Source organism: Streptomyces nigrescens (genome assembly GCF_027626975.1).
Lineage (GTDB): Bacteria > Actinomycetota > Actinomycetes > Streptomycetales > Streptomycetaceae > Streptomyces > Streptomyces nigrescens.
Genome location: NZ_CP114203.1, coordinates 2,909,318 through 2,929,994, shown reverse-complemented (window position 1 = coordinate 2,929,994; position 20,677 = coordinate 2,909,318). Strand labels below are relative to the sequence as shown.

Sequence of the window (20,677 nt, the reverse complement as noted above, 5' to 3'; positions counted from 1 at the left end):
AGCCCTCCGTGCCCGAGCTGCCCGAGGTCGAGGTCGTACGCCGCGGACTGGAGCGCTGGGTCAGCGGCCGCACGATCGACGCCGTCGAGGTGCGGCATCCGCGGGCGATCCGCCGGCACACGGGCGGGGCGGCCGATTTCGCGGCCCGGCTCAAGGGGCTGCGCCTCGGTACGGCGCGCCGGCGCGGCAAGTACCTCTGGCTCCCGGTGACCGGTGGCGGTCCGGCCGCCCAGACCGCGGCCGAGGGCATCAGCCCGATGGTCACGCCCTCCGTCACCCATGGGCTGGCGATCCTCGCCCACCTCGGCATGAGCGGCCAGCTGCTGGTCCAGCCGCAGGACGCCCCCGAGGAGAAGCACCTGCGGATCCGGATCCGCTTCGCCGACGATCTGGCCACCGAACTCCGCTTCGTCGACCAGCGCACCTTCGGCGGTCTGTCGCTGCACGACACCGTCCCCGGCGACGCCGACCACCTGCCCGACGTCATCGCGCACATCGCCCGGGACCCGCTCGATCCCGCCTTCGACGACGCCGCGTTCCACGACGCGCTGCGCCGCCGCCGGACCACCGTCAAGCGCGCGCTGCTCGACCAGACGCTGATCAGCGGCGTCGGCAACATCTACGCGGACGAGGCGCTGTGGCGCAGCAAGCTCCACTACGAGCGGCCGACCGCCACCTTCACCCGCCCGCGCACCGCCGAGCTGCTCGGCCACGTACGGGACGTGATGAATGCCGCGCTCGCCGTCGGCGGCACCAGCTTCGACAGCCTCTATGTCAACGTCAACGGTGAGTCCGGCTACTTCGAGCGCTCCCTGGACGCCTACGGCCGCGAGGACGAGCCCTGCCGCCGCTGCGGTACCCCGATCCGCCGCCGTCCCTGGATGAACCGCTCCAGCTACTTCTGCCCCCGCTGCCAGCGGCCGCCGCGCGCCTGAGCGCGGGCCGGCGGCTCACTCCGCGGTGCGCTGGGCGTCGTAGTGCTCGCGGGCCTGGAGGACCTGCGGCATCCGGTCCTCCACCAGGTCGATCAGCAGCCGTAGTTGACGGGCGATCTGGTCGCCCAGCGGCGTCAGCGCGTAATCCACCCGGGGCGGGTTGGTCTGCTGTGCCTCGCGGTGCACGAGTCCGTCCCGCTCCAGTGCGTGCAGGGTCTGGGCCAGCATTTTCTCGCTCACCCCGGCCACCCGGCGCCGCAGTTCGTTGAAGCGGAAGGTCCCGTCGAGCAGGGCGCCGAGCGTCAGGCTGCCCCATCGGTCGGTGATGTGCCGGAGCGCGTCGCGGGACGGGCAGTCGCGCCCGAAGACGTCGTAGGCCAGGCCGTCCGTACAGCCGGGGGTGGGCTCATCGGCCGTCTCGCCGGTGGTTTCGGTCGCCATAGACACACCATACCCTCGCGCAGCGCTAACCATTAGGTTGCGCTTTCTAAAAGTTAGTGCTTCTCTTTTCCTCATCGCAGCCCGGCGTTCCCGGGCACCGACCGTCCCGGGATGCCGTGACCTTGAGGAGAACCGCCGTGACCACGCCTGCCCTGCCCGCCCCCGTCGTCTCGCTCGCGTACCACTCCGGCTTCGGCCACACCGCCGTACTGGCCGAGGCCGTACGCGCCGCCGCCGTCGAGGCCGGTGCCACCGTTCACCTGATCAAGGTCGACGAGATCACCGAAGCCCAGTGGGAGCAGCTCGACGCCTCCGACGCGATCGTCTTCGGCTCGCCGACCTACATGGGGACGGCCTCCGGCGCCTTCCACACCTTCGCCGAGGCGAGCGCCAAGCGCTGGGCGACCCGCGCCTGGCAGGACAAGCTCGCCGCCGGCTTCACCAACTCCGCTTCCAAGAGCGGCGACAAGCTGCACACCCTGCAGTTCTTCACGGTGCTCGCCGCCCAGCACGGCATGAGCTGGGTCAGCCTCAACCTGCTCCCCGGCTGGAACTCCTCCACCGCGTCCGAGAACGATCTGAACCGGCTGGGCTTCTTCCTGGGTGCCGCAGCCCAGTCCCCCAACGACCAGGGCGCCGAGGGGGTCCACAAGGCCGATATCGCCACCGCCGAGCACCTCGGACGCCGTATCACCGAGCAGGCCCGCATCGTCGTCGCGGGCCGCGCCGCCCTCGCCGCCTGACCGGCGTACTACGGGCCACAGGCCTCCGGTCCCCGGTACGCGGAACGCCCGCGCCGCCCCGTGATCCGTCACGGGGCGGCGCGGGCGTTCATCCGGGTGCGGCGGTGTCACCGCCGGACGGGCTGCCTCAGAAGCCGAAGTCCTGCGTCCACCACGGGCCGCCCGACCCGAAGTGGGCGCCGACACCGAGGGTCTTGTACTCGCAGTTGAGGATGTTGGCGCGGTGGCCGGGGCTGTTCATCCAGGAGTCCATGACGGACTGGGCGTTGGCCTGGCCGCGGGCTATGTTCTCGCCGCCGAGGTCGTCGATGCCCGCGTCACGGGCGCGGTCCCAGGGCGTGTCGCCGTCCGGGTCGGTGTGGTCGAAGAAGTCGCGCCGGGCCATGTCGTCACTGAAATCCTGTGCGAGACCGGCCAATTCCTTGTCCGCCGTCACGGGGGAGCAGCCGGCCTGGGCGCGCTCCTGATTGACCAAGGACAGGACCTGGGCCTCCGCGGACGACTGGGCGTCGGGGGTTTTCGACGCTGCCGCGGTGCGCTCGGGCGAGGCCGAGGACGGGCGGTCGGCGGGCTTGGCGGACCGGTGCGAACCGGTCTTCCCGGTGGGGGATTTGGACGGCCGCTGCGGTGAGGGGGACGCCGAAGGGGTGGTGACGGCGGAGGCATGGCCGGTGCCGGGGGCCTTGGGGCGGGCACTGCCGCGGCTCACCTCGTCCGTGCTGCGGTCGGTCGGGGACGCGGAGATGCCGCCCAGCGGCCGGGAGGCCTCCGGCAGCGCACCCGCCCGGACGCGGTCGCCCTGGTCGCCCGGGCCCCCGTCGAACTGGCCGTTGCCGGGGATCAGTCCGGAGGCGACCGCCACGGCTCCCATCGCCACCGCCGCCGAGGCGCCGAGCAGTCCGGTGCGGACGGGGGTCATACCGCGGCCGCGCGCCGCGCGATGCCCACGGTGCCGCGTGGTGTCCGGCGCGCCGGGCCGGGCAGCCGTCGGAGCGTCAACAGGCCCCGCACCGGGGGCCTCGGGAGCGTGGGGAGCAGAGCGTCGATGGCGGCCCATCCGCTGTCTTCCTTCCGTCCTCAGCGTCAACATGGCTCACCCATAAGAGTGAGCCTCGCTGTCGGGGGACTGTACGCCATGGCGCAAGGGGCAGAAGTGACCACTGAGCAATTGGCCGGTTAGCGTGCACACATGAATGAAGCTGTCCGAGTGACCGCGTGGGTACGTGGTCAGGTCCAGGGTGTCGGGTTCCGCTGGTTCACCCGGGCCAACGCTCTTCGCATCGGCGAACTCGCCGGATTTGCCGTCAATCTCGGTGACGGCCGCGTCCAGGTGGTCGCCGAGGGCCCGAAGGATCACTGCGACCAGTTGCTCGACTGGCTCCGCACCGGAGACACGCCCGGGCGGGTCGACGGAGTCACTGAGATCTGGGACACGCCCCGCGGGGGTTATGACGGCTTCGAGATCCGCTGATCCGACCCGCCGGAACGGTCCGAACGGCCGTCAAAGGCGATCTTGCGGATGTGTCTTTGTCAGCTGCTTACGGGAGATAAGGCCTGGTGGTTGCCAACTCGGCCGACCCGTGCAAGGCTGCCGCTGTACGGATGATCTCCACGCCCCCGCGGGACCTTTCTGGGGAGTCGGCGCAGCGCCCTCGCGGCCGCGCACTCTCAGGTGCCCGAGGATACGGGGTGTGATCGTGTTGACCGTCAAACCGTTTGGTGAGACTCTGGAATCCCCGCGCACCTTAGCTGTTTGGCATTGAGTACACCAGAGAATGACAAGCACCGCGGGTGCGAATCCCTCACGACCCACACCGCTTCGGTCGGTCACTCATTGTGGAGGACCATCCATCATGGCAAAGGCGCTTCTCGGTTACGTCGGCGGCTCCGACCCCCGAGTCCTCTCCGAGATGCGACGGCTTCAGCAGCGCGTCCAAGACCTTGAATCCGAGCTTATTCGGATGCAGGCCGAAAACGACATGCTGTCCGCTGCCGCACGTCGCGACGACTCGATGCTCGACATCGACGTACCCCAGGCGGAGCCCGCGCTCACCTGACCCCAACCCCAGGGCCGGTAGGGCTGCTCGCCAGCCGCTTGAGGCACCGCTCTCTTCAAGATCTGCAAGGGACGCTTCGGCGTCCCTTCGTCGTTTCCCGGCTCTTCTTCCTGCGGCTTTCCCCCGAACCACGTGCTCACTTCAGCCTTACCGGCCCTCCCTTACCGCATGATGTGCCCTGCACTTTCGGCAATGAAACCGAAAATGAACGGCGCGGTATACCCGGGGGCCGTACGGGGCCGGGGCGCCCCGGAATGTTGGGGTCACCCGCCGAGGAGCGGCCGGTAGAGTCCAAAGGCGTGCATCTCAAGAGTCTGACCCTGCGAGGTTTCAAGTCCTTCGCCTCCGCCACGACGCTGCGCTTCGAGCCGGGCATCACCTGCGTCGTGGGTCCCAACGGCTCCGGCAAGTCCAATGTCGTGGACGCGCTGTCCTGGGTCATGGGCGAGCAGGGCGCCAAGTCGCTGCGCGGCGGGAAGATGGAGGACGTCATCTTCGCCGGGACGACCGGGCGGCTGCCGCTCGGCCGCGCCGAGGTCTCGCTCACCATCGACAACTCCGACGGTGCACTGCCGATCGAGTACGCCGAAGTCACCCTCACCCGGATCATGTTCCGCAATGGCGGCAGCGAGTACCAGATCAACGGTGACACCTGCCGGCTGCTGGACATCCAGGAACTGCTCTCCGATTCCGGTATCGGCCGGGAGATGCATGTCATCGTCGGGCAGGGCCAGCTCGACTCCGTGCTGCATGCCGACCCGATGGGGCGCCGGGCCTTCATCGAGGAGGCGGCCGGCGTCCTCAAGCACCGCAAGCGCAAGGAGAAGGCGCTGCGGAAGCTGGAGGCGATGAAGGCCAATCTCGCCCGGGTCCAGGATCTGACCGATGAGCTGCGGCGCCAGCTCAAGCCGCTGGGGCGGCAGGCTGCGGTCGCCCGGCGCGCCGCCGTCATCCAGGCGGACCTGCGCGACGCCCGGCTGCGGCTGCTCGCCGACGATCTCGTCACCCTGCGCCGGGCGCTGGAGGCCGAGATCGCGGACGAGGCGGCGCTCAAGGAACGCAAGCAGGCCGCCGAGGACCGGCTGAGCACCGCCCAGCAGCGCGAGGCGGCGCTGGAGGAGGAGGTCCGTACGCTGACGCCGCGGGTGCAGCGCGCGCAGCAGACGTGGTACGAGCTGTCGCAGCTCGCGGAGCGGGTGCGCGGCACGATCTCGCTGGCCGAGGCGCGGGTCAAGAGCGCCACGGCGGCCCCGCCGGAGGAGCGGCACGGGCGCGACCCCGAGGACATGGAGCGGGAAGCGGCCCGGATCCGCGAGCAGGAGGCGGAGTTGACGGCCGCGCTGGAGGCGGCGAGCCGGGCGCTGGAGGACACCGTCGAACACCGTGCCGGGCTGGAGCGGCAGTTGGCGGACGAGGAGCGGCGGCTGCGGGACGTGGCCCGCGCCATCGCCGACCGGCGCGAGGGCCTGGCCCGGCTGAGCGGCCAGGTCACCGCCGCCCGTGGCCGGGCCGCCTCGGCGCAGGCGGAGATCGGCCGGCTCGCCGAGGCCAGGGACGCCGCCCGGCGCCGGGCGGACACCGCCCAGGAGGAGTACGAGCAGCTCAAGGCCGAGGTCGACGGGCTGGACGCGGACGACGAGGAGATCGCGGAGCGGCACGAGGCGGCCCGCCGGGACCTGGCGGAGACGGAGACCGCGCTGACCGCCGCCCGCGAGGCGCTGACCGCGGCCGAGCGCGAGCGGGCCGCGACCGCCGCACGGCATGACGCGCTGGCGCTCGGGCTGCGCCGCAAGGACGGTACCGGTGCGCTGCTGGCCGCCGCGGACCGCCTGACCGGACTGCTCGGGCCGGCGGCGGAACTGCTGACCGTCACCCCCGGCTTCGAGGTCCCGGTGGCGGCGGCGCTCGGCGCGGCCGCGGACGCCGTCGCCGTCACCGGCCCGGCCACCGCCGCCGAGGCCATCCGGCTGCTGCGCAAGGAGGACGCGGGGCGGGCGGCGATGGTGCTGGGGGGAAGCGGGGGCCGGAGCGGCACGGGAAGGGTGCCTGCGCCCGCACGGGCCGTGGAGGCCACGGAGGGCGGGGGAGCCGCGGAAGCCGTTGGGGCTGTTGAGGCGGCTGGAGTGTCGGCGGCGAGTGAGGTGGTTGGGGCTGCTGGGGCTGCTGGGGTGTCGGCGGGGAGTCAGGCTGTTGGGGCTGTCGGGGCTGTTGGAGCCGCCGGGTCTCAGGGGGCTGGTGAGGTTCGTGGGACCGGTGGGGGTGAAGGGTTCGCTGGAGCGGCCGAGGGGGCCGTGGTGGGCGTCCGTGCGGGGGCGGCCGGGGCGCCGGGGGTGCCCGGGCCGGCCGGGCACCGTGTCCCCGGGCCGCGTGCGGAGCCCGTACCGGCGGCGGAACTGGTCCGGGGACCCGGGGATTTGACGGCCGCCGTGGCCCGGCTGCTGCGGGATGTCGTGGTGGTCGGGACGCTGGAGGACGCCGAGGAGCTGGTGGCCGCGCGGCCGGAGCTGATGGCCGTCACCGGTGCGGGCGATCTGCTCGGGGCGCATTTCGCGCAGGGGGGTTCCGCCGGTGCGCCGAGCCTGCTGGAGGTGCAGGCGTCCGTCGACGAGGCCGCGGCCGAGCTGGAGGAACTGGCGGCGCGCTGCGAGGAGCTGGCACAGGCACAGCGGGCCGCGGCGGAACGCCGTACGGCGGGCGCCGAGCTGGTCGAGGAGCTGGCCGAGCGGCGGCGGGCGGCGGACCGGGAGAAGTCGAAGGTCGCCGGGGACCTGGGCCGGCTCGGCGGACAGGCGCGGGCGGCCGCGGGCGAGGCCGAGCGCTGCGACGCGGCGGCGGCCAAGGCCGAGGAGGCGCTGCTGCGGGCCACCGAGGAGGCCGAGGAGCTGGCCGAGCGCCTCGCGGTGGCACAGGAGGAGCCGGGCGTCGGCGATGAGGAGCCCGACACCTCCGTACGGGACCGGCTGGCGGCCGACGGCGCCAATGCGCGGCAGACCGAGATGGAGGCCCGGCTCCAGGCGCGTACGCACGAGGAGCGGGTGAAGGCGCTCGCCGGGCGGGCGGACTCACTGGACCGGGGAGCGCGGGCGGAGCGCGAGGCGCGGGCGCGGGCCGAGCGGCGGCGCGCCCGGCTGCGGCACGAGGCGGCGGTGGCCGGGGCGGTCGCGGCCGGTGCCCGGCAGCTGCTGGCGCATGTCGAGGTGTCGGCCGTACGGGCCGAGGAGGAGCGCGGCGCCGCGGAGCGGGCCAAGGCCGGGCGGGAACAGGCCCTGGTGGCCGAGCGCAACCAGGGCCGGGAGCTGAAGTCCGAGCTGGACAAGCTGACGGACTCGATGCACCGCGGTGAGGTGCTGGGCGCGGAGAAGCGGCTGCGGATCGAGCAGCTGGAGACCAAGGCGCTGGAGGAGCTGGGGGTGGAGCCGGCCGGGCTGATGGCCGAGTACGGCCCCGAACAGCTGGTACCGCCGTCGCCGCCCGCCGAGGGCGAGGTGCTGCCGGACGATCCGGAGCATCCGCGCAACCAGCCGGTGCCCTATGTACGGGCCGATCAGGAGAAGCGGCTCAAGGCCGCCGAGCGGGCGTATCAGCAGCTCGGGAAGGTGAACCCGCTGGCGCTGGAAGAGTTCGCGGCACTGGAGGAGCGGCACCAGTTCCTGAGCGAACAGCTTGAAGACTTGAAGAAGACCCGGGCCGACCTGATGCAGGTGGTCAAGGAGGTCGACGAGCGGGTCGAGCAGGTCTTCACCGAGGCGTACCACGACACCGCGCGCGAGTTCGAGGGCGTCTTCGCGCGGCTCTTCCCGGGCGGTGAGGGGCGGCTGGTGCTCACCGATCCGGACGACATGCTGTCGACGGGGGTGGACGTGGAGGCGCGTCCGCCCGGGAAGAAGGTCAAGCGGCTGTCGCTGCTGTCGGGCGGTGAGCGGTCGCTGACCGCGGTGGCGCTGCTGGTGTCGATCTTCAAGGCGCGGCCCAGCCCGTTCTACGTGATGGACGAGGTGGAGGCCGCGCTGGACGACACCAATCTCCAGCGGCTGATCCGGATCATGGAGGAACTCCAGGAGAGTTCCCAGCTGATTGTGATCACGCATCAGAAGCGGACGATGGAGGTCGCGGACGCGCTCTACGGGGTATCGATGCAAGGTGACGGCGTCTCGAAGGTCATCAGCCAGCGACTGCACTGACCGCGCTCGCGCGGCGGGTTTCCGCGGCGGCCGCGGGCCGGTGCCGGCGGGCATGGCGTCCGCACTCGGCCCCGCTGTTGATCGCCCGGAGTGTCCGATACCCCATCAGTTCACAACTTGAACGAACGGCCCCCAAGGCGTCCGAGAAACAAATTCATTACGCCCTATTGACTTCGAAACTTGAAGGCATAGTCTCTGCAACGTTGCTTTTACCTTCAAGTGGTGGGTACCCCCAACCTATGCACCACTAGAAGGGCCAGCCCCCTACGCCCGGCAGCGCAGCCGGGCCACTGGAGTTCACGTTGACCAGCACCGCGCAGCCGACGGTTCCGGAAGGCCGTAAGGCCCATCCCGACCATCTCGGCCATGTCATCTTCATCACCGCGGCTGCCGCGATGGGCGGCTTTCTGTTCGGCTATGACAGTTCCGTCATCAACGGTGCCGTCGAGGCGATCCGCAGCCGCTATGACGTCGGGTCCGCCGTCCTCGCCCAGGTGATCGCCGTCGCGCTGATCGGCTGTGCCGTCGGTGCCGCCACCGCGGGCCGGATCGCGGACCGCATCGGCCGCATCCGGGTGATGCAGATCGCCTCGGTGCTGTTCACCATCAGCGCCGTCGGCTCCGCTCTGCCGTTCTCCCTCTGGGACCTCGCCTTCTGGCGGATCATCGGTGGCTTCGCCATCGGTATGGCCTCGGTCATCGGCCCGGCCTACATCGCCGAGGTCTCGCCGTCCGCCTATCGTGGCCGCCTCGGCTCGTTCCAGCAGGCCGCGATCGTCGTCGGTATCGCCATCTCCCAGCTCGTCAACTGGGGCATCCTCAACCTCGCCGACGGCAACCAGCGCGGCACCCTCGCCGGCCTGGAGGCCTGGCAGTGGATGCTCGGCGTGATGGTCGTCCCGGCCGTCCTCTACGGTCTGCTCTCCTTCGCGATCCCCGAGTCGCCGCGCTACCTGATCTCCGTCGGCAAGGTCTCCCGCGCCAAGGAGGTGCTCACCGAGGTCGAGGGCCACACCGTGAACCTCGACACCCGGGTCACCGAGATCCAGGACGCGATGCGCCGCGAGCACAAGTCGTCGTTCAAGGACCTGCTCGGCAGCAAGATGGGCTTCCTGCCGATCGTCTGGGTCGGTATCGGCCTGTCGGTCTTCCAGCAGCTGGTCGGCATCAACGTCGCGTTCTACTACTCCTCGGCGCTGTGGCAGTCCGTCGGCATCGACCCGAGCGCCTCGTTCTTCTACAGCTTCACGACGTCGATCATCAACATCATCGGCACCGTGATCGCGATGGTCTTCGTCGACAAGATCGGCCGCCGTCCGCTGGCGCTGATCGGCTCGGCCGGTATGGCCGTCTCGCTCGCCCTGGAGGCATGGGCCTTCTCCGCCAAGACCGCGGCCGGCACCCTGCCGCCCACCGAAGGCACCGTGGCGCTGATCGCCGCCCACGTCTTCGTGCTCTTCTTCGCCCTCTCCTGGGGCGTCGTGGTCTGGGTCTTCCTCGGCGAGATGTTCCCGAACAAGATCCGTGCCGCCGCGCTGGGCGTCGCCGCCTCGGCGCAGTGGATCGCCAACTGGGCCATCACGGCCAGCTTCCCGAGCCTGTCCGACTGGAACCTCTCGGGTACGTACGTCATCTACGCAGTCTTCGCCCTGCTCTCGATCCCCTTCGTGCTCAAGTTCGTGAAGGAGACGAAGGGCAAGGCGTTGGAGGAGATGGGCTAACCCCCCGCCAGTCCTTCTCCTCAGCACTGGGTACTGCCCCGGGTCATCAGGGACCCCGGGCAGTACCCCTTTTTTGTGCCCGAGTTGCCGGCCGGGGCCGGGCGCGCCGGCGGCGGCGCGCGATGCGGGGGTCGTGGGGCGGGGCGTGCCGCGGCGGTCCGGCCCGCCGTCCGCCTGCCTGCCGGCTCTTCGTCATTTACCCGGAAGGCTGAGGCCCGTCAGGCCTTGAGCCCGTCAGCTTGTCAGGCCTTGAACCCGTCAGCCCTTGAGGCGGGGCAGCACCTGCTCGGCGAACAGATGGAGCGAGCGCCAGCCCTCGTCGACGGGCATTCCGCCGCACAGCGGATGGAGGATCAACGCGCCCCCGTCGCCGGTCCGCCGGGCGAGCCGGAGGCATTCGTCGGGGGTGACGATGCGGTAGACGCCCTCCTCGCGCAGCGCCCCGACGTCCTGTGCGGACGAGCGCACCGCGGAGCGGCTACCGGCGGACTGCCAGGAGGCGTACATCCGGGCCTCGTGCAGCAGATGGCCGCCGTACTCGGCCCAGGCGCGGTCCGGGTCCTCGGCGAGGTGGAGGAGCGCGGTCCGCTCGGGTGGCTGCATCACCCACCCGTCGGTGCCGAAGGCGGCGCGCTGCTCGTGGTAGTAGGCCTCCAGTGCGGGGAGGTGGGCGCTGGGGAAGAAGGGGAGCCCCAGGCGGGCCGCGCGCCGGGCGGCGGCCCGTGAACTGCCGCCGATCAGCAGCAGCGGATGCGGCTGGGTGTACGGGCGCGGGGTGACCTGGACCGTACGCCCCTGGTACGTGAACGGTTCGCCGGTCCAGGCGGACAGCAGGGTCTGAAGCACCTCGTCCTGGAGCGGGCCCCGGCCCCGCCAGTCCTTGCCGTGCGCCGCGTACTCCTCGGGCCGGTAGCCGAGGCCGGCGACCGTGACCAGCCGGCCGCCGCCGAGCAGATCGAGCGAGGCGAGGTCCTCGGCCAGCCGCAGCGGATCGTGCAGCGGGGTGATCAGCGCGGAGACGGTGACACCGATCCGGCGGGTGGCGCCGAAGACGGCGCCGGCGAAGGTGAGCGGGGAGGGCATCCAGCCGTTGGTGGTGGCGTGGTGCTCCTCGGTCTGGACCATGGTGAAACCGCGGTCGTCGGCGAACGCCGCCATCTCGACGGCGGCACGGTAGCGCGCGGACAGCGTGGCGGGTGTGGGTGCGGGGTCGACGAGGTTGATCCGCAGAACCGACATCATCGCAAATGTCCCCTTCGCCAAGGCGGTTGGCGAAGGGGACGTTAGCTGACGTTGCGTCAGATCACTAGAGGCGGGATCCGGTCGGCCGGGGGGCGGGTCAGCCCACCTCGACCGGCTGCCGGACCTCGGCCGCCTCGTCCGTCCCGGCCGCCGGGGTGGTCTCCTTCGGCGACGGCAGTACGGCGAAGACCAGCGCGGCGATCGCGATCGTGGCCGCCCAGCCCAGGCCGTTCTCGCCGATCCAGGTGGTGGCCAACGGGCCGGTGAACCACTGGACCTTGGTGAAGCACAGGCCCGCGACGAGCGCCACGCCCCAGGCGGTCATGGCCTGCCAGCAGAAGCCGCCGACGTACCAGTAGCGGCTGGTGCGGTCGGTGTTCATCAGGCTGTCGGCGTCATAGCGCACCGCCAGCTTGCGCCGCCGGGCCATGTCGATGCCGTAGACGCCGATCCAGGCGGAGAAGGAGACCGCGAGCAGCGTCAGGAAGGCGATGAACTGGCCGATGAAGTCCTTGGCCACCAGCATCATGAACAGGCCGCCGACCAGGCTGATGACGGCGTTGATGCTGACCGCGAGGGCACGCGGCAGCTTGACGCCCATGGTCTGGGCGGTGAAGCCCGCGGAGTACATCGACAGGCTGTTGATCAGCACCATGCCGACCAGCGCGGTGATCAGGTACGGCACCGCGAGCCAGGACGGCAGGATGCTGCCGAGGAACGACATCGGGTCGGTGTTCTGGCCGGCCAGCTTCGGGCTGGAAACGGCCATCACGCCGCCCATCAGCACCATCGGCAGCAGCACCAGGGCCGCGCCGGAGACGGTGGCGCCGACGATCTTCTTGCCGGACGCGGAGTGCGGGAGGTACCGCGCGAAGTCGGGGCCGGTGGGCACCCAGCTGATACCGCCGGCCGCGATGGTGCCGATGCCCGCGATCACCATGGCGGTGGTGCCGGCCTTCTTGGCGAAGACGGCATCCCAGTCCATCGTGGCGACCAGGTAGACCAGCACCATGATGCTGAACAGGCCGAACAGATACGTCGAGTACTTGTTGCAGACGTTCAGCGCCTTGCGGCCCAGACCGCTCACCAGATACGTGACGGCCACGAAGGCGAGCAGGGTGACGACGACGAGGACGTTGTTGCTCTCGACGCCCAACAGCAGATGCAGCACGGTCAGCACCGCGTAGGCACCGGTGACCGCGTTGATCGTTTCCCAGCCGAAGCGGGCGACCCACAGGATCGCGCCGGGGAAGTAGTTGCCGCGGACACCGAAGGCGGCCCGGGAGAGCATCGCGCCGGGCGCGCCGCCCCACTTGCCCGAGACCGACAGCACGCCCACCATGCCGAAGGCGACGGCCGCGGCGACCGCGGCCACCAACAGGACCTGCCAGAAGTTCAGCCCGTTGTTGACCACGAGCGAGGCGCCCATGGTGAGCAACAACACGCTGATATTGGCGGCGACCCAGGTCGGGAAGAGCTCGCGGACGCGACCCTGGCGTTCGTTGTCGGGGACGGGTTCGATGCCGCGGGTCTCGACGGCGCCCTCGGGTGCGGGAGCGGAAGTGGAGGACGTGGTGCCCATTGGTGCAGGTATCTCCGTGCGGGGATCTGGACGCACCCCCACGGGGGAGGGGGTGCAGGCAGCGGCTGTGATGCCTGGCCAGAATTGATTGCCAGGACTCTACGCGCGTTGCGCGGCCGTCGACCATCGTACTTTGATCCAACTTGTGCCGGTACGCACTGTTGGACCCCACGACGAGGAAGAGTGTCGCCGAACCTCGTCGAAGGGTCCAGTCGGGCCCCTCCGATCAGGCAGAAGGCGCCGATTCCTGCCGCGTGCCGACCCGGTGGTCGGCCCGGCGCAGCAGCTCCTGCGGATCGTCGACCGGCGGGGAGATCCATGTCTCGTTGATGGCCCGCTTGAGGTCCTTGGCGAAGCCCTCGGGACCCTCGCGCAGTGTCCGGTTCCAGCCGGCCGTGGCCACCGCGCCGGCCTCGCCGAGATCGAGACAGGTGCGGTACGGGTCGGGCGCGAAGTCCACCGGCGGCAGGCCGAGCAGAGCGGCCGCGGCGTTGTGGCCCGCCACCTTGCCGAGCGGGATGGCGTGCTGACAGCTCTGCAGGACGGGGTGGTCCTCCTCGGCCAGGGCCGCGGCGGTGTCCCCGGCGGCGTAGAGGCCCTCGATACCGCGCACCCGCAGCCCGCGGTCCACGGCGAGCCGCCCCAGCGCGTCCCGGGGCGCGGGGATCTGCGCGGTCAGGGCGCTCGCCCGCATCCCCGCGGTCCATACGGCCGTACGGGCCGGCACGGTGCTGCCGTCCGCGAGATGCACCGAGCGCGCGTCCAGACCGGTGACCGTGGTGCCAAGACGCCGTTCGATGCCCAGCGTGTCCAGCGCCCGGGTGATCACCGGCCGGGCCGCCGCGCCGAGCCCCGCCCCGACGACGGCCGCGCGCTCGACCAGCACCACCCGCACCTCGTCCGCCGCACCGTACGGGGCGGCCTGCGCGCGCAGCCGGCCCACCAGCTCGGTGGCGATCTCCAGCCCGGTGAAACCGGCGCCGGCCACCACCGCGGTCCACCGCCCGGGCCCGGCCGGTGCCTCGGGCAGCCCCCGCAGATGCTCCTCCAGCCGGACCGCGGCCGGGAGGGTGTCGATGTCGTGCAGGAGGGCGGCGCCGGGCAGCTCGGGCCGCACCACCGCGCTCCCGGTGGCCAGTACGAGGCTCCGGTAGGCCACCTCGGTGCGGCTGCCGTCGGACGTCAGGGCGGTGACCCGGCGCCGTGCGGTGTCCACGGCGGTCGCGGTGGCGGCGATCCGCCGCACCCCGGCAGGCCCCAGCACCCGGTCGAGCGGCACCCGCATCCGGGCCGGATCGGCCTGGTAGAGGCGCGGGCGGAGGACCAGGTCGGGGTGGGGGGTGAGCAGCGCCACGGAGCGTGCGCTCCCCTGGGCGCGCAGCAGCCGGGTCGCCGCGGCGGCGCTCCACAGACCGGCGAAGCCGCCTCCCAAAACCAGGACATCAATCATCCGGATTCCCCTCCTGATGCTCCGCGGGGCGGTCCCGGGGAGTGAATCCGGATACTACACATCTAGAATTCATTCAGGACACTGCTCATCCAGGTTCGGCGCGTGCAGTCCCCACGGGCGGAGCGTGGCTGATACTGGAGGAGTTATGGACATCGTCATCCTTGCTGTAGTCATCGCCGTGGTCGTGCTCGGCGCGATCAGCGGGCTCGTCGTCAGCGGCCGCAAGAAGAAGCAGCTGCCGCCGTCCCCGCCGGCTGCCCCGAAGCCCTCCGTTACCGCGCCCCCCGCCGAACCGCATGTCGGCGAGGAGGCCGAGCCCCCCCGCGACGAAGAGCGTCGCACCATCGAAGAAGTCACGCTGCCCACCGCCGAGGCCCCCGTGGCCGAAGCACCGGCCGCCGAGCCCGAGGCGCCCGCCGCCCCCGCGATCGAGGTCCCCGAGCCCACCGCGGGCCGGCTGGTCCGGCTGCGCGCCCGGCTCTCCCGCTCCCAGAACACCCTGGGCAAGGGCCTGCTGACCCTGCTCTCGCGTGAACACCTCGACGAGGAGACCTGGGAGGAGATCGAGGACACCCTGCTGACCGCCGACGTCGGCGTCGCCCCCACCCAGGAGCTGGTCGACCGGCTGCGCGAGCGGGTCAAGGTGCTCGGCACCCGCACCCCCGAAGGCCTGCGCGAACTGCTGCGTGAGGAGCTCCTCGCCCTCATCGGCACGGACGCCGACCGCACCGTGCACACCGCCAACGGCATCGGCAACGGCGGCGACGAGATCCCCGGCGTCGTCATGGTCGTCGGCGTCAACGGCACCGGCAAGACCACCACCACCGGCAAGCTCGCCCGGGTCCTGGTCGCCGACGGCAAGTCCGTGGTCCTCGGCGCCGCCGACACCTTCCGCGCCGCGGCCGCCGACCAGCTCCAGACCTGGGGCGAGCGGGTCGGTGCCCGTACGGTCCGCGGACCCGAGGGCGGCGACCCCGCCTCCATCGCCTTCGACGCGGTGAAGGAAGGCATCGCCGAGGCCGCCGATGTCGTCCTGATCGACACCGCGGGCCGGCTGCACACCAAGACCGGTCTGATGGACGAGCTCGGCAAGGTCAAGCGGGTCGTCGAGAAGCACGGCCCGGTCGGCGAGGTACTGCTCGTCCTGGACGCCACCACCGGCCAGAACGGCCTGGTCCAGGCCCGGGTGTTCGCCGAGGTCGTGGACATCACCGGAGTGGTGCTCACCAAGCTCGACGGCACCGCCAAGGGCGGCATCATCGTCGCCGTCCAGCGCGAACTCGGCGTTCCCGTCAAGCTCATCGGCCTGGGCGAGGGGGCGGACGACCTGGCGCCCTTCGAGCCGCAGGCCTTTGTCGACGCCCTGATCGACTGACGCCGCCACCAGGGCACCACGCCCGGACCGTCACCGGCCCCCGGACCCGCACACGGCGGGTACCGGGGGCCGGTCCATGTCCGCCCGCCACCTCCCGGCCCGGGGTGGCCGGCCCCGCACCGCCTCGCCCGGGGACCCGTACGCCCTCCGGCGGACGAGAGCCGCGCCGCGCCGGCAGGAGAGCTCAGACCACCGAGCGGTTGCAGGCGTACGCCAGGGTGCCCACCATCAGCCGTGCCTGCGGCGGCCGGTCGGCGGTGTCCAGGGACGGCGGGCGCAGCCAGCGCATCGGGCCGTGGCCGCCGAGGTCGGAGGGGGGCGCGGTGAGATGGTCACCGGGGCCCAGGGGGCGCAGGTCGAGCGAGGCGTCGTCCCAGCCCATCCGGTAGAGCAGATCGGGGAGTTGTCCGGCCGCGCCGGGCGCGACGAAGAACAGCGCACGGCCGGTCGGGGTCACCGCGACCGGGCCCAGCGGCAGACCCATCCGCTCCAGCCGCGCCAGCGCGTTGCGGCCCGCGGCCTCCGGCACGTCGAGGAGGTCGAACGACCGGCCCACCGGGAGGAGGATGGCGGCGCCCGGGGTCTCGGCCCACGCCACGGCGGCCTTTTCCCAGCCGGCACCGGCCGCCAGCTCCTCGCCGAAGGCCAGCGGATGCGCACCGGGGGAGGAGCAGTCGGCGGCGCCGCACGAGCAGTCCGTACGGCCGCTGCCCGCGCGCACCGCCCGGGCGCCGGGGACGACGTCCCAGCCCCACAGTCCCGTGTACTCCGCCACCGCCGAGATCTCGGTCGAGCGGGCGCGGCGCCGGGAGCTGGAACGCATCTCTCGGATGCCGCCGATCGTGAAGCCCATGCCCCCTCCAACGGGTGGTGCGTGCCAGTGGTTACGAGTCGGCGGGTTGACGGTCCGGCGCCGTTCACGCTCCGCCGGCGGCCCGTGGTGCGGTGGTGTGACGTGGTGTGCCGGGTGGTGCGGTGTGCCGCGTGAGCCCTTCTGCGCTTCGTTCCGCCCGGCGTTCTTCGGCCTGTGTCAAGTCAATCGCGAGAGCTGGGCGGGGAGTTCATTCGAAGGGGTGGCGAATGGTGGCGTTTCCGCGATCGCCCTCGCGGCGGGCGTGATCGTAGGATTACTTTCGGTGCGCGAACCCCGGAGAGGCACCCTTCGCACGGGTATGCCGGTGGCAACGCACAGGTCGAGCACAGGCCAAAAGGTGTGGCCGGAAACCGTGATCGGGTAGATGTACCCCGGACAGGCGTCGTAACCGACGGCGTCCTGTGGGTAGTTCGCGGCACACACCAGGCACCAGGCACCAAGCCAGCTATCGGGATGGGGGCTTCCAGTGGGCGGCAACGGCGGCACGGGCGGCACCGACGCCGTCAAGCAACCCAACGCGCAGTTGGGTTCGTGGTTCATGCGCAGCGGCTGGTCCAAGGGCGAGCTGGCCCGGCAGGTCAACCGCCGGGCCCGCCAGATGGGCGCCCACCACATCAGCACCGACACCTCGCGGGTGCGCCGCTGGCTCGACGGTGAGCAGCCGCGCGAGCCCATCCCGCGGATCCTGTCCGAGCTGTTCTCCGAACGCTTCGGTTGTGTGGTCGGCATCGAGGAGCTGGGCCTGCGCTCCGCGCACCAGTCCCCGTCCGTCTCCGGTGTGGACCTGCCCTGGGCCGGGGCCCAGACGGTCGGCCTCATCAGTGAGTTCTCGCGCAGTGACCTGATGCTGGCGCGCCGCGGCTTCCTCGGCACCTCCCTCGCGCTCGCCGCCGGACCCAGCCTCATCGAGCCGATGCAGCGCTGGCTGGTCCCGGTGCCCGCGGGCCAGGGCGGCGCGGAGGAACCCGACCGCGCCCGGCGCCCCGCGCGGCTGTCCAAGCCCGAGCTGGACCTCCTGGAGTCGACGACCGCGATGTTCCGCCAGTGGGACGCGCAGTGCGGCGGCGGGCTGCGGCGCAAGGCGGTGGTCGGCCAGCTTCACGAGGTCACCGACCTCCTCCAGGAGCCGCAGCCCGAGGCGGTGTCCAAGCGGCTGTTCAAGGTCGCCGCCGAACTCGCCGAACTCGCCGGCTGGATGAGCTACGACATCGGGCTCCAGCCCACCGCGCAGAAGTACTTCGTGCTGGCCCTGCACGCCTCCAAGGAGGCAGGCGACCGTCCCCTGGGCTCGTACATCCTCTCCAGCATGAGCCGGCAGATGATCCACCTCAGCCGCCCCGACGACGCGCTGGAGCTGATCCACCTCGCCCAGTACGGCAGCCGCGAAACCGCCACCCCCCGCACCCAGGCCATGTTGTATGCGATGGAGGCCCGCGCCTACGCCGGCATGGGCCAGCCCAGCAAGGTCAAGCGGGCCGTCCGGATGGCCGAGGACACCTTCTCCGACGTCCTGCCCGGCGAGCCCGAGCCGGACTGGATCCGCTTCTTCTCCGAGGCCGAGCTGAACGCCGAGAACGCCCACTCCTACCGCGACCTCGCCTATGTCGCCGGCCGCAGCCCCACCTACGCCTCGCTCGCCGAGCCCGTCATGCAGCGCGCCGTGGAGCTCTTCGGCAAGGACCCCGAGCACCAGCGTTCGTATGCGCTCAACCTGATCGGGATGGCCACCGTGCACCTGCTGCAGAAGGAGCCCGAGGCCTGCGCGGCGATGGCGCAGCAGGCGATCCCGTTCGCCCGCCAGGTCCGCTCCGAGCGGGTCAACACCCGGCTGCGCAAGACCGTCGACAACGCGGCGCGGGAATTCGGCGGCGTCGCCGAGGTGATCCGGCTCAGCGACGAGCTCAGCCGCCAGCTGCCCGAAACCGCGGAGGCCGTCTGACGGCACCCCACCCCAGAACACCGGCCGCGGCCACCGCCCCGTACAGCCCGACTCGGCTCCCCCATGCCAGGTCACGCGGGCGGCAGCCGCGGCCGGGCTCGTGTTTTGCGGCTCCCCCTTGCGCCTAAACCGGCGCCGCTCTCGCGGAGGTGGTTGGCCGCCGTCGGGGTTGCTCAATTAGTGGTTTCTGTGGGTTGAACGGGTGATGCCGGGCTGATCTGGCAGTTCATCGGGGCGTAACACGGAGGCCGTCTTCGTCACTGGGGTGAAACACCCGCAAGGTTTGGCCGAAACCACGCTGCGACAACCTCATCGCGAAGTCGGCCCACCAGAAACACGCCCGCACGGGCCGCATCGACGACGAGGAGACGCCGATGCCCCCAGGCATCCTGACGCTCGCAGCAGACAAGGCGACACTGAGCCCGGCCAACACCGGGTTCATGCTGATCTGCTCCGCATTGGTGATGGTCATGACACCCGGTCTCGCCTTCTTCTACGGCGGGATGGTCCGGGTCAAGAGCGTGCTCAACATGCTGATGATGAGCTTCATCAGCCTGGGCATCGTGACGATCTTGTGGGTCCTGTACGGCTTCGGACTCGCCTTCGGCACCGACAAGGGCGGCTTCATCGGCTGGGACGGACACTTCGCCGGACTCAGCGGTATCGGCCTGACGGAACTGTGGGGCGCCACCACCATCCCGGTCTATGTCTTCGCGGTCTTCCAGCTGATGTTCGCGATCATCACGCCGGCGCTGATCAGCGGTGCGCTCGCCGACCGGGTGAAGTTCACCGCCTGGGCGCTGTTCATCGCGCTGTGGGTCACCCTCGTGTACTTCCCGGTCGCCCACTGGGTCTGGGGCGAGGGCGGCTGGCTGTTCGAGCTGCAGGTCATCGACTTCGCGGGCGGTACGGCCGTGCACATCAACGCCGGTGCCGCGGCGCTCGGCGTGCTCCTCGTCGTCGGCAAGCGCATCGGCTTCAAGAAGGACCCGATGCGGCCGCACAGCCTCCCCCTGGTGATGCTCGGCGCCGGTCTGCTGTGGTTCGGCTGGTTCGGCTTCAACGCCGGCTCCTGGCTCGGCAACGACGACGGCATCGGTGCGGTCGCCTTCGTCAACACCCAGGTCGCCACCGCCGCCGCGATGCTCGGCTGGCTGGCGTACGAAAAGCTCCGGCACGGCTCGTTCACCACGCTCGGCGCGGCCTCCGGCGCGGTCGCCGGACTCGTCGCGATCACCCCGGCCTGCGGCGCGGTCAGCCCGCTGGGGGCCATCGCGGTCGGTGCGATCGCCGGTGTGCTGTGCGCCATGGCCGTCAACCTGAAGTACAAGTTCGGCTACGACGACTCCCTCGACGTCATCGGGGTCCACCTCGTCGGCGGTGTCGCCGGATCGCTGCTGGTCGGCCTGTTCGCCACCGGCGGGGTGCAGAGCAAGGCCAAGGGCCTGTTCTACGGCGGCGGCTTCGACCAGCTCGGCAGGCAGGCCGTCGGTGTGGTCTGTGTGCTGCTGTACTCCCTGGTCGTCTCGTATGTCCTTGCCAAGGTGATCGACCTGGTGATGGGCTTCCGGGTCGGCGAGGACGAGGAAGTCGCCGGTATCGACCAGGCCGCGCACGCGGAGACCGCATACGACTTCACCGGCGCGGGCGGCGGCTCGATCGGCCGCAAGGGACCGGCACTCGGCGAGGCCCTGACAAAGAAGGTGGACGCGTGAAGCTCATCACGGCAGTAATCAAGCCGCACCGGCTGGACGAGGTGAAGGACGCCCTGCAGGCATTCGGTGTGCACGGACTGACCATCACCGAGGCCAGCGGATACGGCAGGCAGCGCGGGCACACGGAGGTGTACCGCGGCGCCGAGTACACCGTCGACCTGGTCCCGAAGATCCGCATCGAGGTGCTGGTCGAGGACGCCGACGCCGAGGAACTGACCGACGTCATCGTCAAGGCGGCCCGCACCGGCAAGATCGGCGACGGCAAGGTGTGGAGCATCCCCGTCGACGACGCGGTACGGGTGCGGACCGGCGAGCGGGGGCCGGACGCCCTGTGAGGCGCCACGGCCGGGCTCCGGCTCCGGCCCCGGGCGGCTGTCCGCCGTCGGGGACCGGAGCCGGGGCGCGGCCGCCCGAGCGGCGGA

At 71.2% G+C, this 20,677-nt stretch carries 16 protein-coding genes; 10 read left to right on the top strand and 6 right to left on the bottom strand.

Going from position 1 to position 20,677, the window contains the following annotated elements:
- Positions 1–8: 8 nt before the first annotated feature.
- Positions 9–935, top strand: coding sequence for a bifunctional DNA-formamidopyrimidine glycosylase/DNA-(apurinic or apyrimidinic site) lyase (gene mutM, locus STRNI_RS13145; protein ID WP_277411305.1), 927 nt, complete (start codon positions 9–11; stop codon positions 933–935).
- Positions 936–950: 15 nt separating this feature from the next.
- Here the strand turns inward: mutM and STRNI_RS13140 are convergent, their stop codons facing one another.
- Complete coding sequence (locus STRNI_RS13140; RefSeq protein ID WP_277411304.1) at positions 951–1,376, bottom strand: winged helix-turn-helix transcriptional regulator; 426 nt, start codon at positions 1,374–1,376, stop codon at positions 951–953.
- Positions 1,377–1,528: 152 nt separating this feature from the next.
- Between STRNI_RS13140 and STRNI_RS13135 the strand changes: the two genes are divergently transcribed.
- On the top strand, positions 1,529–2,119 hold the full coding sequence (locus STRNI_RS13135) for a flavodoxin family protein (protein ID WP_277413248.1): 591 nt from the start codon (positions 1,529–1,531) through the stop codon (positions 2,117–2,119).
- Between the two features lie 127 nt (positions 2,120–2,246).
- On the opposite strand, the gene STRNI_RS13130 is transcribed toward STRNI_RS13135, so the two are convergent.
- The gene (locus STRNI_RS13130) at positions 2,247–3,176 is read right to left on the bottom strand and encodes a CAP domain-containing protein (RefSeq protein WP_381844581.1); all 930 of its coding nucleotides are present in this window, start codon (positions 3,174–3,176) and stop codon (positions 2,247–2,249) included.
- 132 nt (positions 3,177–3,308) lie between these two features.
- Here STRNI_RS13130 and STRNI_RS13125 point away from each other — a divergent pair, with 132 nt between their 5' ends.
- The 4 genes from STRNI_RS13125 (at position 3,309) to STRNI_RS13110 (ending at position 10,078) form a co-directional block, all read left to right on the top strand.
- Positions 3,309–3,590: an acylphosphatase gene (locus tag STRNI_RS13125; protein WP_026169196.1), complete on the top strand. Its 282-nt coding sequence runs from the start codon at positions 3,309–3,311 to the stop codon at positions 3,588–3,590.
- A 382-nt stretch (positions 3,591–3,972) separates the two neighbouring features.
- A complete protein-coding gene (locus tag STRNI_RS13120) occupies positions 3,973–4,176 on the top strand; it encodes a hypothetical protein (protein WP_006602857.1) in 204 nt (67 codons plus the stop codon).
- A gap of 299 nt (positions 4,177–4,475) precedes the next feature.
- Positions 4,476–8,357 (top strand): AAA family ATPase, encoded by a 3,882-nt coding sequence (locus STRNI_RS13115; RefSeq protein ID WP_277411302.1) that lies wholly within the window; start codon positions 4,476–4,478, stop codon positions 8,355–8,357.
- Positions 8,358–8,659: 302 nt separating this feature from the next.
- Positions 8,660–10,078 (top strand): sugar porter family MFS transporter, encoded by a 1,419-nt coding sequence (locus STRNI_RS13110; RefSeq protein WP_277411301.1) that lies wholly within the window; start codon positions 8,660–8,662, stop codon positions 10,076–10,078.
- Between the two features lie 258 nt (positions 10,079–10,336).
- On the opposite strand, the gene STRNI_RS13105 is transcribed toward STRNI_RS13110, so the two are convergent.
- From STRNI_RS13105 to STRNI_RS13095, 3 genes are all read right to left on the bottom strand, one after another.
- Positions 10,337–11,320 (bottom strand): LLM class flavin-dependent oxidoreductase, encoded by a 984-nt coding sequence (locus tag STRNI_RS13105; protein WP_018087162.1) that lies wholly within the window; start codon positions 11,318–11,320, stop codon positions 10,337–10,339.
- 97 nt (positions 11,321–11,417) lie between these two features.
- Positions 11,418–12,902 (bottom strand): purine-cytosine permease family protein, encoded by a 1,485-nt coding sequence (locus STRNI_RS13100; protein WP_277411300.1) that lies wholly within the window; start codon positions 12,900–12,902, stop codon positions 11,418–11,420.
- A gap of 226 nt (positions 12,903–13,128) precedes the next feature.
- A complete protein-coding gene (locus tag STRNI_RS13095) occupies positions 13,129–14,352 on the bottom strand; it encodes an NAD(P)/FAD-dependent oxidoreductase (RefSeq protein ID WP_277411299.1) in 1,224 nt (407 codons plus the stop codon).
- A gap of 145 nt (positions 14,353–14,497) precedes the next feature.
- On the opposite strand from STRNI_RS13095, the gene ftsY reads away from it, so the two are divergent.
- A complete protein-coding gene (gene ftsY, locus STRNI_RS13090) occupies positions 14,498–15,727 on the top strand; it encodes a signal recognition particle-docking protein FtsY (protein WP_277411298.1) in 1,230 nt (409 codons plus the stop codon).
- Between the two features lie 184 nt (positions 15,728–15,911).
- Here the strand turns inward: ftsY and STRNI_RS13085 are convergent, their stop codons facing one another.
- Positions 15,912–16,580 carry a bifunctional DNA primase/polymerase gene (locus STRNI_RS13085; RefSeq protein ID WP_109892790.1) on the bottom strand — a complete coding sequence of 223 codons (669 nt, stop codon included), beginning with the start codon at positions 16,578–16,580 and terminating at the stop codon, positions 15,912–15,914.
- Positions 16,581–17,067: 487 nt separating this feature from the next.
- On the opposite strand from STRNI_RS13085, the gene nsdA reads away from it, so the two are divergent.
- From nsdA to STRNI_RS13070, 3 genes are all read left to right on the top strand, one after another.
- Positions 17,068–18,540, top strand: a complete 1,473-nt coding sequence (gene nsdA / locus STRNI_RS13080; protein ID WP_018087157.1) for a transcriptional repressor NsdA — start codon at positions 17,068–17,070, stop codon at positions 18,538–18,540.
- 374 nt (positions 18,541–18,914) lie between these two features.
- Positions 18,915–20,255: an ammonium transporter gene (locus tag STRNI_RS13075; RefSeq protein WP_018087156.1), complete on the top strand. Its 1,341-nt coding sequence runs from the start codon at positions 18,915–18,917 to the stop codon at positions 20,253–20,255.
- Entirely contained in the window at positions 20,252–20,590 is a 339-nt protein-coding gene (locus STRNI_RS13070; protein WP_018087155.1) for a P-II family nitrogen regulator, read from the top strand. The genes STRNI_RS13075 and STRNI_RS13070 overlap by 4 nt, the downstream gene beginning before the upstream one ends.
- Positions 20,591–20,677 lie beyond the last annotated feature (87 nt).